The sequence below is a fragment of the Vibrio agarilyticus genome, assembly GCF_012641465.1.
GTDB classification, from domain to species: Bacteria; Pseudomonadota; Gammaproteobacteria; order Enterobacterales; family Vibrionaceae; genus Vibrio; species Vibrio agarilyticus.
Genome location: NZ_JABAIK010000009.1, coordinates 83516 through 96800, shown reverse-complemented (window position 1 = coordinate 96800; position 13285 = coordinate 83516). Strand labels below are relative to the sequence as shown.

General features: G+C 48.0%; 21 protein-coding genes. 4 read left to right on the top strand and 17 right to left on the bottom strand.

What is annotated here, in order from left to right; all coding sequences use genetic code 11:
• The first annotated feature begins 2 nt into the window (after positions 1-2).
• The 4 genes from hutX (at position 3) to HGP28_RS10740 (ending at position 5492) form a co-directional block, all read left to right on the top strand.
• Positions 3-521 (top strand): heme utilization cystosolic carrier protein HutX, encoded by a 519-nt coding sequence (gene hutX, locus HGP28_RS10755; protein WP_168836463.1) that lies wholly within the window; start codon positions 3-5, stop codon positions 519-521.
• Positions 521-1057, top strand: coding sequence for a heme utilization protein HutZ (gene hutZ / locus HGP28_RS10750; RefSeq protein ID WP_168836462.1), 537 nt, complete (start codon positions 521-523; stop codon positions 1055-1057). Before hutX ends, hutZ begins: the two co-directional genes overlap by 1 nt.
• 219 nt (positions 1058-1276) lie before the next feature.
• Positions 1277-4546: a hypothetical protein gene (locus HGP28_RS10745; protein ID WP_168836461.1), complete on the top strand. Its 3270-nt coding sequence runs from the start codon at positions 1277-1279 to the stop codon at positions 4544-4546.
• 514 nt (positions 4547-5060) lie between these two features.
• Positions 5061-5492: a phage protein gene (locus tag HGP28_RS10740; RefSeq protein ID WP_168836460.1), complete on the top strand. Its 432-nt coding sequence runs from the start codon at positions 5061-5063 to the stop codon at positions 5490-5492.
• A gap of 189 nt (positions 5493-5681) precedes the next feature.
• On the opposite strand, the gene HGP28_RS10735 is transcribed toward HGP28_RS10740, so the two are convergent.
• The 17 genes from HGP28_RS10735 to HGP28_RS10660 all read right to left on the bottom strand — a co-directional run bounded on the left by HGP28_RS10735 (position 5682) and on the right by HGP28_RS10660 (position 13283).
• The gene (locus tag HGP28_RS10735; protein WP_168836459.1) at positions 5682-5837 is read right to left on the bottom strand and encodes a hypothetical protein; all 156 of its coding nucleotides are present in this window, start codon (positions 5835-5837) and stop codon (positions 5682-5684) included.
• A complete protein-coding gene (locus tag HGP28_RS10730; RefSeq protein ID WP_168836458.1) occupies positions 5830-6054 on the bottom strand; it encodes a hypothetical protein in 225 nt (74 codons plus the stop codon). The genes HGP28_RS10735 and HGP28_RS10730 overlap by 8 nt, the downstream gene beginning before the upstream one ends.
• Positions 6055-6145: 91 nt before the next feature.
• Positions 6146-6610 carry a structural protein gene (locus HGP28_RS10725; protein ID WP_439333852.1) on the bottom strand — a complete coding sequence of 155 codons (465 nt, stop codon included), beginning with the start codon at positions 6608-6610 and terminating at the stop codon, positions 6146-6148.
• A complete protein-coding gene (locus HGP28_RS10720) occupies positions 6607-7713 on the bottom strand; it encodes a hypothetical protein (protein WP_168836457.1) in 1107 nt (368 codons plus the stop codon). The genes HGP28_RS10725 and HGP28_RS10720 overlap by 4 nt, the downstream gene beginning before the upstream one ends.
• A 2-nt stretch (positions 7714-7715) precedes the next feature.
• Positions 7716-8477, bottom strand: coding sequence for a hypothetical protein (locus HGP28_RS10715; protein WP_168836456.1), 762 nt, complete (start codon positions 8475-8477; stop codon positions 7716-7718).
• The gene (locus HGP28_RS10710) at positions 8474-9019 is read right to left on the bottom strand and encodes a chemotaxis protein (RefSeq protein WP_168836455.1); all 546 of its coding nucleotides are present in this window, start codon (positions 9017-9019) and stop codon (positions 8474-8476) included. The genes HGP28_RS10715 and HGP28_RS10710 overlap by 4 nt, the downstream gene beginning before the upstream one ends.
• On the bottom strand, positions 9020-9403 hold the full coding sequence (locus tag HGP28_RS10705; protein WP_168836454.1) for a DNAase: 384 nt from the start codon (positions 9401-9403) through the stop codon (positions 9020-9022).
• Positions 9388-9594: a hypothetical protein gene (locus HGP28_RS10700; protein WP_168836453.1), complete on the bottom strand. Its 207-nt coding sequence runs from the start codon at positions 9592-9594 to the stop codon at positions 9388-9390. Before HGP28_RS10700 ends, HGP28_RS10705 begins: the two co-directional genes overlap by 16 nt.
• Positions 9591-9737, bottom strand: coding sequence for a hypothetical protein (locus HGP28_RS10695; protein WP_168836452.1), 147 nt, complete (start codon positions 9735-9737; stop codon positions 9591-9593). The genes HGP28_RS10700 and HGP28_RS10695 overlap by 4 nt, the downstream gene beginning before the upstream one ends.
• Positions 9738-9740: 3 nt before the next feature.
• Positions 9741-10019, bottom strand: a complete 279-nt coding sequence (locus HGP28_RS10690; protein ID WP_168836451.1) for a hypothetical protein — start codon at positions 10017-10019, stop codon at positions 9741-9743.
• Positions 10020-10030: 11 nt separating this feature from the next.
• Positions 10031-10864, bottom strand: coding sequence for a major capsid protein P2 (locus HGP28_RS10685; RefSeq protein WP_168836450.1), 834 nt, complete (start codon positions 10862-10864; stop codon positions 10031-10033).
• 2 nt (positions 10865-10866) lie between these two features.
• Positions 10867-10995 (bottom strand): hypothetical protein, encoded by a 129-nt coding sequence (locus HGP28_RS19355; protein ID WP_281355554.1) that lies wholly within the window; start codon positions 10993-10995, stop codon positions 10867-10869.
• A gap of 123 nt (positions 10996-11118) precedes the next feature.
• Entirely contained in the window at positions 11119-11871 is a 753-nt protein-coding gene (locus HGP28_RS10680; protein ID WP_168836449.1) for a hypothetical protein, read from the bottom strand.
• Positions 11849-12313: a hypothetical protein gene (locus HGP28_RS10675; protein ID WP_168836448.1), complete on the bottom strand. Its 465-nt coding sequence runs from the start codon at positions 12311-12313 to the stop codon at positions 11849-11851. The genes HGP28_RS10680 and HGP28_RS10675 overlap by 23 nt, the downstream gene beginning before the upstream one ends.
• Positions 12306-12824, bottom strand: a complete 519-nt coding sequence (locus HGP28_RS10670; RefSeq protein WP_168836447.1) for a hypothetical protein — start codon at positions 12822-12824, stop codon at positions 12306-12308. Before HGP28_RS10670 ends, HGP28_RS10675 begins: the two co-directional genes overlap by 8 nt.
• Positions 12814-13119: a hypothetical protein gene (locus HGP28_RS10665; protein WP_168836446.1), complete on the bottom strand. Its 306-nt coding sequence runs from the start codon at positions 13117-13119 to the stop codon at positions 12814-12816. Before HGP28_RS10665 ends, HGP28_RS10670 begins: the two co-directional genes overlap by 11 nt.
• Positions 13119-13283, bottom strand: a complete 165-nt coding sequence (locus HGP28_RS10660; protein WP_168836445.1) for a hypothetical protein — start codon at positions 13281-13283, stop codon at positions 13119-13121. Before HGP28_RS10660 ends, HGP28_RS10665 begins: the two co-directional genes overlap by 1 nt.
• Positions 13284-13285: the final 2 nt, after the last annotated feature.

Here is a 13285-nt window from a genome sequence, read left to right as displayed (position 1 = left end):
GCATGCAAACTATCCAAATTACTGAAACGATTCGCCAAAAAGTCGCAGACTACTTAGCGGAAGATGAAAACACCCCAGTGACGAATATGGTTCAGAGTTTGAATCTAACAGAGGGGGAAATTACGCTCGCTTTGCCTTCAACTATGGTCACCCATGTAAAAGGGTCTATTGCACAAACTATTCTTGAAGCATTGCCGAGTTGGGGAAAAGTAACCAGTATTGTCATTTCTGCCGGCTCCGTATTTGAATTCAAAGCGAATTTCCCAAAAGGAAAGGTAGCGCATGGGTTCTACAACTTAATGGGGCGAGAAGGTGAAATGCACGGGCATTTGCGACTAGATTTAATCTCGGATATCGCATTTGTCAGTAAGCCATTTAGAGGCATGGAAAGCCACTATATTGGTTTTTATAGTGCCGAGGGAGAGTGTGTATTTAAAGTCTACCTTGGTCGCGACAAGAAACGTCAGTTATTCCCAGAGCAAGTTGCTCTATTTAAAGCCATGAAAGAGGAGTTGGCATAATGCAAGACAAAGCAGAACGATTACAAAACCGATTAGGGCCTGAAATTCAAGAATTTCGTGATTCACGTTTAACGCTGCAACTGGCGACAAACGATGATCAAGGTAAGCCTCACACCAGTTATGCACCGTTCGCTTTTTCTGAAAAGGGCTACTACATTCTAGTGTCCGATATTGCGGCACATGGGAAGAATTTAAAAACCAACAAAGCTGTCTCTATCATGATGATCGAAGATGAAGCTGATGCGCGCTCAATTTTCGCGCGCAAGCGACTTTCGTTCGATACTAACGCCGAGGCAGTCGAACGCGGTACAGAACATTGGAATGCCGCAATTGCGGTAATGAGTGACCGTTTAGGTGAAATGATTGACAACTTAAGCCAACTTGGTGATTTCAATTTATATCGCTTGAATCCGGTGATGGGTCGTTATGTCAAGGGTTTCGGCCAGGCATTTGATGTTTCGGGCGAAGATTTACTTTCGGTTATTCACTTAACTGAAGGTCACGGTCATATCCAACCAGAACAAAAACAAGCTTAGCGTATCTAAAGCTAAACCAAAGAAAAAGTAAAAAACTGGCATGCTAGAACATGGCAGTTTTTTACTTTTTAATATCTAATTAATTAATTGATTTATTTAAATTTATCAATTTTAAAACTACTTAATCAGTCATGCTTTTTTAGTACTAATTTCAAGCCCCTCTTTACTAACCTCTGAGAAAGAAAATAGCTAAATATAGACTCGGTATCAGAGGGACACATGCGTACGTTGAAAAAATCAATACTCTTACTACTTGTATTTAGTCTTCTAGGCTGCGGCGGCGGAGGCTCCGGTAATGACGATGATACCAGCGATGCCAGTTTTGAGGGCATACAAGATGATGAACCTGTTCTCGTAGACACAAATTATTCACCAAGCGTGGAAGTTTTTGGTTTCGCCGCTCCGGCCGTAGGTGGTATTGATGTTGAGTTTACCGCAGCCGCAGAGGATATGGATGGTGAAATAGTAGGGTTTGAATGGTATCAAACGCAGGGGCCAACGGTTGAATTTGTTTCGACCACGATTGAAAACGCGATTATCACTTTGCCTCTTGTCTCTCAAACCCGTGTGGTAGAGATTGGACTAAAAGTGACAGATGATGATGGGGCAAGCACTGATTACCTTATTGCATTTCAGATTTTTAGCGATGAGGATATTGGCTCACTCAATTTTATTCGCATCGAACCCGCACAAAATGGTGCGAGCATAACGGCGTTACACTCGCCAGAATTTGGTGAAATAGCAGTATCAGACCGCCTCCAGTCAGAAAAACCAGAGTTTTCTACTACGCAGCTTCTCTATGCAGTCGATGAAAATCAACAAGCACAGTGGTTATCTCTGTTTACCGGGGAAGTTCCCACGACAATTGGTGCCAAAACGACTGCCCACACGCTAATATTGATGTTCCCAGATATTATGATGGTGCTAGATTCCGATCCTGAGCGAGTATTAGCTGTGTTAAATGACCTTGATGAAGTCAAAGCTTTTGAAGAGGCTATTTCTGCATCGGCAAACTGGCAAGACGATCTGAGTTCATTATTAGCAGTTCCATATCAGAATGCATTATTAGCCGTTACTAATGCACTTTACCAGCAAGATACTGGGCGGAACGAAGCGACGGCCAACGCCATTTCACAAGAACCAAGACAAGAAAACCTTAGTGAAAGTGGTATTACAATTAATATCATGGGAGAAAATAATTATTCTGAGCGAGATAGAACGTTAATTGTAAAAGCTGAAAATAAACGTCGACGTTGGGTTTATTTGATTGCAAGTAATGAAAGAAATAGTATGAATATCATTGATGAAATTTTAGTCCCTGCGGATAGTTCTATTTTAGAAACATTTGAATTCGATAATTCAAGCAATGCTTTACGTTTTAATTCAAAAGAACTCCAAGGGGAGGATTTTCACGTGCGAACCATTGGTATGGGTATAGATCGAAATGGAGTATTACCTCATGACTATGCCAGAATGTATAAAGCTACAGGCTACACACTTTTTTATGATGTGGCAGTACCGACATTCAAAGCGTTTTCTGGTTTAAATGAAAAATCCTCTTGCTACCAGTCACTATTTAGTCCTAAATCCTCTGATGTTGCACTAATGGTTTTAGATGTAATCGAGAGTGCTTTGGTTAGCGGCACGTTACAGGATGCTATAGACAATAATCGATTTCGTACTGCGGCTGCAGAAGTTGTTGCACTTACAATGAATAACATTGGAAGTAGTGCTATTACTTGTATTAAAACACAAGCAATTAAAACATTAATCCAATATACAATCCCTATATGGCGTGAGTTAATAACCGTTTGGAAAACGGCAAACGTGCTATCCCCAATTATTCAGGTTACGTTTGCTAATGCTCAGTCGACAGTATTATCTGAATGGGAATTTGAAAACAAAATAGAAGAAATAAAATTCAAAATTATTCATTCAAATATATCAGGTTACATCAAGAAAGAATCCATTCCAGAAGCCGTAAGAGATCTCTATTTAGGAGAGGCTTGTCTTACACCAGGCTCTACTTACAATGACAAAGGTGGTTGTGATGGACTATCTTTTGACCGAGACGTAGAAAAATCTTTTGATATTACTATAGAATGTAATCCTCCTACAGGAAGCGAAGGCTTTAGCTCTTTTTGTTTGAGCGCAGAAATTCATACGCAAGATTCTCCAGATTCTAATCCAATAATTTTGACTGATGATGATTTTGATGGCCGTTTGACAGGTACTATCGTGCTGCCTGAAGCTAAAGAGTTTCAGGGCTTCGCCAAAATTACAGATTACGATCAGGCATCATTTAGCTACAATGTTAATCTGCAAATATTCGAGCATGCAGCTCAACTTCAAGTAAGCACCGCCGATCTCAAACAAAAAATAAACATCAATAATAATTTTTACAACGCATCAATCAAGGATCTTGAATGTTGTGAAGCTGGAAAAACAAGTGTTACAAAAGATATTACGTTATATAATCAAGGCAGCAGTTATGTGGAAATTACGATTTTGCAACTGGTACAAAGTGAAATGCAACGTTTTAGTGCTCCAATAGAACAATTTAACCTACCAATAATTTTACAACCACTTGAATCAATAATTATACCCATTACATATACGCCAGATGATGAAAGTACAGAGCAAAATGATTTTGCTCGCCTCGAGCTTTCAGGCACACTTGGTGATATTTATGTACCTGACAATAGTGAGGAAACCCCACAATTTCTATACCAAAATATGGTGTTAAACATAGATGGCTATCGTCCTGAACTGGGTGACTTCGATAATCTATTGACTGAAACATTTTGGGATTCTGCTAATGACAATGGATGGATAGAAATTACATTAAGAAATTTCGACCAAGTAAAAAACAACTCTGAAATTGCCATTGTAGGTAACGACAACCAGATTAACTTTATTGAATTAAATCAAGTAGAGGTTATAAGTCAATCAGAAAATAACACAGTCATTGCTATTCGAAATCTTTCAGAAGGAGATTATGACTACCGATTTCGTCGTATCGGTAGCCAAGATTTACTTGCTTCAGAGCCATTTCGCATAAGCTTTATCGACTATGTAAAAAGAGTTATGGTTGGAAAAGTGTGGGATAATCCAGAAGGACTTCCAGGTAATGTTAAAGCAGAAGTAATTGATACGCCATATGTTGATGTAAATACGACTCATCGACTTGCAGAGCAAGTTAACATTAATCCAGAGTTATCACTGAAAATATCAAGAGGAAATGGTGCAAGCGGCAGGACAGGATATAATTTAGCATTTCAAAAAATAGTGGGACCAAATGGCGAAACCTTATATGACGTATATGTTATATTAACATTTAATGGCATCATCACAAAAACGAGGTTTAATTCATTAAGCGATAAAGCGCTACGGTTACTTAATCTAGACGCTGTCAATGGCGAGCTTATTGACCCTGATGATCGCGGAATCACAAACAATATAGTTAAGTTTAATATACGCGACGACTAGCTTATATTTAAACAAAGATAAAAGTTCAGTAAAATGGCTACCAGTGAACGAATATAGATATCATCAAACTATTTGGATGATATCTATATTACGTACTTTATGGTAAATAGGTTATGTTTAATGATTAAATGGTCAATTCTGGTGTGCTCGCAACGTCAGAAGGTAAGAGAGCGGATGTAGATGTAATAAATCAAAATACACTAAAGAGCAGTGCAACTATTCGAACCAGAAGTTCATTTATTTAACATAAGATACATAATACGCACCGCTGATTATAAATTTAACATTTCGCCTTTCTGTAAAATTCACCAAAATAAATCAATTAAAATCAGCTAGTTAAAATATTTCATTACTGTTTTATGACAGTTGATTTCGTTATTTTTTGCCAATCCTATCAATACACAAAGTCGCAAAATGTCGTCCTTTGTGTTGCTCATCGGCTTTAACAATGGAATGCGCGCAATTGATAGGAAAAAACAATCAAATGGATGTAATTTTTGTGAGGTCTATCACTATGCTTACAACGTCATTTAAGACACTTTTTTGGCAAAACTTCGATTCAATTCGCGCGGGCGCGCAATTTTTCCACGTGAACCCCGTCACCGTGAAGCGCTGGCTCAATGAAGAAATCCCCATCAACCCCATGGCAGAAAAGCTGCTTATCATCAAAGCGATTGGGTATTTGCCCAATGACATTCGCTGGCAAGGTTTCCGCATTGACGAAGAACGGGCGATTTTTATCACCCCCACAGGCCGACAATTTGCCCCCAAAGAGCTTGAGGAATGGGTACACAAACGTGATGAGTATTATCTGTTAGTTGAGCGACACGGGCACATTGATTGGCCGAAAATCGCCCCCGCCAAGGCAACTTTATTGCCGTTTCGTGGCGGTCGCCGGATGAGCGCCGCGCCGTGGATACCGACCAAAGAAAAAACGCGCCGTTAAACACAAAGCCCGCACTTGGCGGGCTTGATGGAAAAATAACGTGCTCTCGCTTAGTATAATAATAACCAGCTCCACACCACAACGGTAAGCACACAAACGACAATGACCAAATTTTCTAAATGCATGTTGCACATCTCATAAGATGATTATTCAACTAATTGATCATAGTCAATGAATTGAATTATTTCCTTACTTAGTGCGGCGCTCTAACTCAAGCAGCCACTCGCCGTGATAATCGAGTTTTTCTTTCATCCATTTAATATCGACTTTGAGCGCGACCACAGTGCAAATGCTGGAAATGCCGCCCGAGACGAGCGCGAGCACAATTTGAGGGGTTTCAATCATAACCACCCCCGCCACGCTCAACGCGCGCCACTTCCCACGCGCCGAGCACTACGGGCACAATCGCACCCAGCAAACCGCCCCATTCTATGCCGTTCTCCGTCACCGCTGCCGTAATGAGCTGAGGCTGACCCACCGCCAGCGCCAAACCCGCGCCAACCAGCGCCACGCCTTTTTTAGTGGACGGCTCTTTTAATCGACGTTTTAACCACGTAAACATTAGATAATCCCCTTATCTTGAAGTTGTTTAATGATGATTGCCGCAATCACCGCGCCAATCACTGTCACCGCAATTTGTTTCACCGCTGGATTCATGCCAATTGCACTCCCGCCAACGCATCATCAACGCTGTAATAGCGGCCCACCTCCATGATTGACATGGCGTGAAGCACTCGCGCTAATAGCGCGTCATCGGTCAAATCAATGGTTGATTGCGCGCCTACGCCCGTTTGACTTGCCACAAAATCAATGTAATTGGTTGTGTGGTTTTCGTTTGGCGGCGCAAAGCGGTGAATGATGTCGGTAAGGTTATCCAGCCCGTAGAGCCGCTGATAATTGCGCAGCAATTTCGCTGCCGCGCGAAAACCGTATTTGTGATGGGTAAAGGTTTCAAATTCGGCATCGCGCGAGATCGCCGCTTCACCGTCCCAATTGTTACCCACTCGAATATTGAGCGGGTTATTGTTGCGCACACCGCGCGGTTTGGTTTGCATAATTAGTGTCCCTATGGTGATAAGGGCCAGCGCCAGCAGCGCCGCCCGTTTCACGGTAATCATTCCTGACGCCCGCCCCAATGTCGGTGAATTTCAAGACCCATCGGCATTTCAGACCATTCATAAATTACCGACAAGCTGCCACTGAGTGACGGCGCACTCACAACCACATGATCAAAATGAAAACCGACAATCTCCGCGCTTGAGTCGGTTGTCACCGCAACAAGGTGATGATTCACACCCCAAGGGCACGGATGCGGGCCAATCTCAACACGATACAAATCACCCCCGAGCGACTCAGGCGCGGAGTTATACACCCACTCGCCGCAAAAATCCGCCGATGAACTGAGACTCAGTGTTACCACCTCGGCAATAGACTCATCACCATTGGCGGGGCACAGTTTCGCCGAATACACTTTCGACCATGAGCAATCCATAAATTGCACTACGACCACAACACGCGCCAAAGGATCTAAACCCTCATTACCTTCTGAGCTGCTCATAAATTTACGAACTGACAGCACCCCGCTTTCAATCCAAAATGGCGAATCCGGCTCCGTTTCTGGCACTTGAAATTCAGTTACGGTTGAGTCAATTGGCTCACAAATGCGGTTGCCGTCAAAATCGGCTTTGACCATACCAAAACCCACTTTAATCACTCCACCGCTCGCGCTTTCTGCGCTATTGGCATTCAACAAAACGCCGAATTTCACCCCATCAAAACCATTCTCAAAGCGCACATCTTTCACCACTTGATAAAGCGCATAGTCGGTTACGTCATACGTTTCAATCCCTAGCGCGGCGGGGTTGGTTGCGGCTGGTTCGTCAGACTCACCCACATAAAAACCGTCATACATGTCAATGTAAGGTGATATTTCGCGAATCCAGCCCGCCGCGTGTACTGAATCCGTGCGACCGTGTTTGTTGTCTTTGCCAATGTTGCCGCCCTCGGGCATACCCATCCCCGAGTTTGTCCACTGCCCCAACTCTCCAAAGTTATTCACCGTTTGAAAATGGGGATTTTGCAACGAGCACACGCGCGGCAAGGTAGCCGCGCCCGTTTCTGGCTCGGGCGTGGTTTCGCCGCCCGTTTCTTGACTTTTTAGGTACTCAAGAATTTGATCGACTTTGTTGTCCGTATTCCCTGCAATTAAGGTCAATTCCACGGTTAACCCTCCAACTCAATAACGCTCACACGGTCGCCCGCCGCGCCTGTTAATTCCAATGCGGCCGAGGTTGACAGCGTGACCGACTCGCCCGCGCCAAGCTCAAAACCGCCGTTGATTTGTACCGCGCCCGCATTCGCGGCGCTGGCTTTAACCACTACCTGCGCGCGGTTGGCATTTTGCGCCACGCTTTGCGGCACTTCCCCCGCGCGACTTGTTACCACGCCCGAGGCTTTTACCGCGACCGTTTGACCGCTGGCGATTTCGACCGCTGGCAAAGATTCCACCGCCAAAGATTGACCGCTGGCAATTTCCACCGCTGGCAGAGATTCCACCGCCAAAGATTGACCGCTGGCAATTTCCACCGCTGGCAGAGACTCAACCGCGACAGATTGACCGCTGGCAATTTCCACCGCTGGCAGAGACTCGACCGCCATTGATTGACCGCTGGCGATTTCCATCGCGGGGATAGACTCGACAATCACGGTTTGACCTGCCGCGATTGAAATGGGTTGACCTTCAAGCGGCGGGGTAAATTTGCCAAAGCCCGATAGCACAACCAGCGCATTATCGACCGCGCTCGACATCAATAACCGCCCGAGCGCATTACCGCGACCGACATCAAACACGCTAGAACGTGACAACGTGACGCGCTCGCCGCTCTCGGTTTCAATATCAATGTCTGCACTTGCGGCTTTGATGTAGAGCCAATTGCCCGAAATGCTCACAGGCACGGTTTGACCTGCGTTGATTTGTAGATTCATCGTTTCACCATCACAACGCCCATGACAATCATCATCACCACAATGACAATCATCATTTTTTGCGTTGTGTCCGTTTGCCCGCCGTCGGTTTTGAGCGTGGCGAGTTCGGTTAATTTATCCAGCGCTTCGCGGTTTTGCTCAGCTTGCGAGCCAGACAGCCCCGCGAGCATTTGCAGCGATTCGCTGTTTTGCGCCGCTTGGGTTTTGATTGCATCGCCCGAGAGTTGACCCATTGACTCAAGCGCGGATTCGCCAAAATTAAGCGAGTCCTCAAGCGCATTTTCGCCAAAACTAAGCGCTTCCGAGGTCACATACTTATTCGCGTCAATCGCGTCATTTGCAATGCTCGCCGCGCTATCAAAGGCATTTTCGCCAAATTCAAACGCACTATTCACCGCGCCGTGGTCGGTTGCCGTGACGTTGACCGTGGATTCGGACACGCCCGAGAGCGCGACCCCAAGGTTATCGCCGCTAATCGCATTTTGGCCGGAGGTGTTTTTTGTGTTGCTACTGGTATTGGAACTTGATTTAGAACTGCCCATCTAGCACACCTCCCACTTTAACGCGCGCATATCCCGCTCATGCGTTGCCGTCACGCCCAAGCCGCGCACTAGGCGGGCCACACCCGCAAACGCCGTATCTGCGCTGAGACTTGACATCCCCGCCGTTTTTACCAGTTGTTTTAATTGCACCAAGCCCGAGGCCAGCCCGCGACCTGCCACACCCCACAAAAAATAGTCATCGCCGTCACGCTCGCCCGCGACCGTCAAATCGTGTGCATCGCTTTGCAATCGGTACACCGACACGCGCCCCGCTTTCACCGCTTTGCACAGCTCGCTATACGCCTCAGGACAGGCACGAAATGCGGGTTTTAACCGCCCGAGCGCCGCGCGCGATTGGGTTTCAATGGTTACTTTTTCTTCCATAGATACCACCCCGCCAGCAGCGCCAGCACCACCACCGCAATCACGCTGGTTGAAATGCCGCCACCGCCGCCCATGTTAATTCCGCCCACGGTCATCGTGCCGTCACTGGCACCATCGCTGCCACTGGTCGCGGGGCCGCCATTGGCTGAAATCGGCATTGACCCCGAATTGGTTAAACCGCCACCAATCATTTAAACACTCCCTTTTTCCACAGCAGATACAGCACCAACACCACCGCGCCCGCTGATAACAAGCGGCTCACGCCGCCCGTTACCTTAATGCCAAGCCACGCGCCGAGGCTGCCTACTAACACATACCCAAGATAAACCGGCATTGTCTAACTCCGCGTCGCCAGCATGACCAACAGCACCACCACAAGCACCGCACCCACGCCATACATCACCCACTTCATATCGGGCAAGGTTGGTACAATCTGCGTAACGGGCTCGCCGTTGGGTTGCTGATAGTCATTGTTATTTTTGCGCTGCTCATCGGGATCGGATTCGGCCTTTTTCACTTCCTGCTCGGCCTTGGCGTTGAAAATCTCCTCGCCCGTTTCTAAAGCCGAGTCCCAAAGCTCGCCGCCCGTTTCTAAAACAGAGTCCCACCACTCCATAAGCGGCCCCCTTATGCTTTCGGCGTGGCTGGAATGCTCACCTGTTCAATCGCTTCAATCACTACCGACACGCTGCCCGCTTCGGTTTTGTCCAGCTCAAACGCCAATTGATTAAGCGCCGCCGTTGGCAAACGGGCTTCACTGCCAAAGCCGCAGCGCGTGAAATCAAGGGTAAAGAACCCTTCATTTTGTTCGCGGCCCGCTTGCTTGAGGTCATAGGCGTTATCCAACTTTGACACATTGATTTCTTCGCGAGAGTCACGCAGTACGCGCACACGCTCAATCGAATCGTCTTTGAAGTGCAAACGCTTGAGGCTCAGATACGGCGAGCGCTCAGCAAAATCAAACGGAGTGCGACCGCTGGCGGCTGCAAACCACGTCAAGGTGTAGATGCGCGGCAAAAATAGGCGGGTTGATTGCGCCGCCGTGGTGTGAGCGCGCGCGCGAATCATCGGCGCAGCCTCGCCCGACTTGGCTTTTAACTGGATGTAAACAAACCAGATTTCGCCCTGCAACGTGACAAGCTCACCCGTGCGAACGCCCAACTTAGTGCGCATTGACAGATCATTGAAATTGAGCACGTAGCGGCCCGCTTCAACGTATTCTTTGCGGTGTTGCTGCAAGTCCACCAAGTCTTGACCGTTAACATTGACGATTTCGCGCCCGTTTAACTTGAGCGTGACGCGCTCAATATCGGCGGGGTTAGTGATGTTCGTCACCAGTTCAATGTTTTGATAGGTTGGCCCCGACACTAGACGCAGTGACGCTTGGTTGCCCCAGTTCACACCCTCAACTGGATCAAGTTCGCGAGGACGTGGGTTAAATGGCGTTTGTAGTAATTCCATAATTAGAACCAGCCTTTTTCACCGTTGATAGTGTCTTTCACGCCCGATAGCGCGCCAATGTTGTTGATTGCGGCAATCACAAGCAAGGTCACGACGACCGCGATTGCTAAGTTTTTATGTTGTTGTTTCATGCTGCCCCTTAATGCTGCATTGTGTGAAAGTTCGCTTTCATTAGGGGCCGATTCGGTAGGATGCGCCAGAGGGTTTAACCTATAGGTTAAGCGGCTAACCTATAGGTTGATTTGTGAGAGGGTTCACGCGACAGATTGACCCGTCGCGCAGTTAAACGCGCCTTTTTTCACGTTGCCGATGCCGTCTTTAACCAGCAAATATTCAGCCACAGGCTTGCCGATTTGCGCTTTATTGGTCTTAGCGGATTTCAGCGCCGCGACCGTTTGCACGTCCAGCCCCTTTTTATCAGCAAGCCAGCGCGCGTCTGCCATGGAGTTCACCGCGCCAATCCACCAAACGGGCGATTGCTCAGTCACGGTTTTAGGGACTTCTTGCCCGCGCTGAAACACAGAATGCAGTACCAAGCCATATTGACGACCCCCGCGCCACAGCTCGCCCGCCTTGCCTTTGAGTTTGCCCGAGGTTTCGACACAGCTTGCTAATTCTTCAATCGCCACATGAAGCCGCGCGGCCTGACCGTCGCCCACCGCCCACACTACCGAGGCGAAAAACTCCAATTCGTCGTCACACGCGCCGCCCTCGGGAATATACGCCAACTTAAACGGCTGACCTGCCCGCCGCGCCGCAACCAGCGCTTTCACAAACACCGCGCGACGGCTCACACCCTTGCACATTTGCCCGCGAAATTTGCCCCCCGCATAGTTTCGATAAGGATCAAAAAACACCGCTTGCGCGCCCTTGGGAATAAAGTCCAAATGTTTGACCGCCGAGGTTTTGCCGCCACCCGTCCCCGCGACATAAATCACATGTTCGGCATCGTGTGACGGGTTCGAGTTTCGCGGGTTGGGGAAATTAAGCGGCTTTTTCTTTTTCATCGCGTTTTTGCTCCTCAAGTTGCGCCCGCTGCGCCGTGGCAATGCTTTTCTTTGCGCTGTAAACCAGCGACAGCAGCGCCAGCGCCAACACCCCTTCTTCAACGTAATCGCCAAACCATGCGGTTAATTTGCCGCCGTGCTTTTTCAGCACGGGCAGCGCGGCCTCAGTCACCGCTTGCTTGCCTTTTTCGTCAAACTCAAAATCCACCCCCGAAATTATCGCGGTCGCTTGCTCGGCAACGGTAAACAGCACTGAGAGCGCGCCGCTCATCATATCGGCATCGTGATAGCTGTCCTCATTGGCTGCCAACTCGACGGGCAGCGCCGCCACTTCATCGCGTTCAATTTGGTTGATAATCGCGCCCCATTCGTCGCCCATCTCGGCGGCGGCGGGTTGGTCTTCTAATGCCGACACGTCGGCGTCAAATTCGGTTTCATCCATTGGATAACATTCCTTGATTGTCGGTTGGCTCGGTTGCGGCTTTCGGTTGCAATTGGCGCACGGCGTACAGCAGCAGCGCCGCCACAGCGAGCGCGGCGAGCAACGCTTTTAACCAGTGTTTATCAGGCTTGGCGGGCGCTTGGGGCACGGTTGGCCCCTCCATCTCAGCCACCACAGGCGGCGCGACCTCGGCGGGCGCGTCGGTTGGCTCCGGTTCGAGATCGGCGGGGTTAGCGGTTAGTGGTTCGGTTGGCGCGTTGGTTTGCAAGGCGGGCAACGGCTCGCCCTCAACAACCATGTTTTGACGCACAAATTCATCAACGCGGCGACTTATCGCCGAATTACCGCACTCATCGCACTTGTAATAATACAAACCCAAGTTGCGCCCGTTTTTAATCGGCTCACCCTCAGCAATTAACCGACCCTCACCCACCACGTGAACGGTTGACGAGGTGTTGCAAACGGGGCAGTGAACCCGCCCCCGCACCGGATTGGGGTATTTATTCGCCATTGCTTACCCCTTCAAGCGCTTGCAACTGCGCCGCCAATTGCTCGCGGTACTTTTTGCGCGCCATGTTGTTAATCGTGGTGAGCTGCTCGATGTGTCCAAAGAGTTGCGGCGAAATGCCAAACGCCTCAACCGACAAATTGCCCGTCATGAGCATTTTGGTTGCTTTGCTCATTAGCGTTTTGGTATCCAGCTCTTTTAATAGCGCCAATTCCTTTTCGACGCTTTCAGCCAATTGGTCGCCGATGTCCATTGCGTTAATGGCTTGTTTGCACTGCGTTTCGGTGAGCGGCATCATCACACCACCTCCGCATAATCATCGTCATTGGCGGGCGTGTTGCGAAGACGAATCATCGCATTAACCGTGCGCATCCAGACCAGCAGCAAGCGCCAGCGCGCCCCCGCGCCATTGTTTTTAATGTTTTGTTCTAATTCTTGTGTTACCTGCTCTAACTGACTCATAA

What these genes read in the sequence shown, in the direction of transcription:
- HGP28_RS10675 (WP_168836448.1), bottom strand. Translation starts at nt 12,313, where the DNA reads ATGGATGAAACCGAATTTGACGCCGACGTGTCGGCATTAGAAGACCAA.
- HGP28_RS10700 (WP_168836453.1), bottom strand. Translation starts at nt 9,594, where the DNA reads ATGATTGGTGGCGGTTTAACCAATTCGGGGTCAATGCCGATTTCAGCC.
- HGP28_RS19355 (WP_281355554.1), bottom strand. Translation starts at nt 10,995, where the DNA reads ATGAAACAACAACATAAAAACTTAGCAATCGCGGTCGTCGTGACCTTG.
- HGP28_RS10710 (WP_168836455.1), bottom strand. Translation starts at nt 9,019, where the DNA reads ATGGGCAGTTCTAAATCAAGTTCCAATACCAGTAGCAACACAAAAAAC.
- HGP28_RS10690 (WP_168836451.1), bottom strand. Translation starts at nt 10,019, where the DNA reads ATGGAGTGGTGGGACTCTGTTTTAGAAACGGGCGGCGAGCTTTGGGAC.
- HGP28_RS10730 (WP_168836458.1), bottom strand. Translation starts at nt 6,054, where the DNA reads ATGTTTACGTGGTTAAAACGTCGATTAAAAGAGCCGTCCACTAAAAAA.
- HGP28_RS10660 (WP_168836445.1), bottom strand. Translation starts at nt 13,283, where the DNA reads ATGAGTCAGTTAGAGCAGGTAACACAAGAATTAGAACAAAACATTAAA.
- HGP28_RS10680 (WP_168836449.1), bottom strand. Translation starts at nt 11,871, where the DNA reads ATGAAAAAGAAAAAGCCGCTTAATTTCCCCAACCCGCGAAACTCGAAC.
- HGP28_RS10665 (WP_168836446.1), bottom strand. Translation starts at nt 13,119, where the DNA reads ATGATGCCGCTCACCGAAACGCAGTGCAAACAAGCCATTAACGCAATG.
- HGP28_RS10685 (WP_168836450.1), bottom strand. Translation starts at nt 10,864, where the DNA reads ATGGAATTACTACAAACGCCATTTAACCCACGTCCTCGCGAACTTGAT.
- HGP28_RS10695 (WP_168836452.1), bottom strand. Translation starts at nt 9,737, where the DNA reads ATGCCGGTTTATCTTGGGTATGTGTTAGTAGGCAGCCTCGGCGCGTGG.
- HGP28_RS10745 (WP_168836461.1), top strand. Translation starts at nt 1,277, where the DNA reads ATGCGTACGTTGAAAAAATCAATACTCTTACTACTTGTATTTAGTCTT.
- HGP28_RS10735 (WP_168836459.1), bottom strand. Translation starts at nt 5,837, where the DNA reads ATGATTGAAACCCCTCAAATTGTGCTCGCGCTCGTCTCGGGCGGCATT.
- HGP28_RS10725 (WP_439333852.1), bottom strand. Translation starts at nt 6,610, where the DNA reads ATGATTACCGTGAAACGGGCGGCGCTGCTGGCGCTGGCCCTTATCACC.
- hutZ (WP_168836462.1), top strand. Translation starts at nt 521, where the DNA reads ATGCAAGACAAAGCAGAACGATTACAAAACCGATTAGGGCCTGAAATT.
- HGP28_RS10705 (WP_168836454.1), bottom strand. Translation starts at nt 9,403, where the DNA reads ATGGAAGAAAAAGTAACCATTGAAACCCAATCGCGCGCGGCGCTCGGG.
- HGP28_RS10740 (WP_168836460.1), top strand. Translation starts at nt 5,061, where the DNA reads ATGCTTACAACGTCATTTAAGACACTTTTTTGGCAAAACTTCGATTCA.
- HGP28_RS10670 (WP_168836447.1), bottom strand. Translation starts at nt 12,824, where the DNA reads ATGGCGAATAAATACCCCAATCCGGTGCGGGGGCGGGTTCACTGCCCC.
- hutX (WP_168836463.1), top strand. Translation starts at nt 3, where the DNA reads ATGCAAACTATCCAAATTACTGAAACGATTCGCCAAAAAGTCGCAGAC.
- HGP28_RS10715 (WP_168836456.1), bottom strand. Translation starts at nt 8,477, where the DNA reads ATGAATCTACAAATCAACGCAGGTCAAACCGTGCCTGTGAGCATTTCG.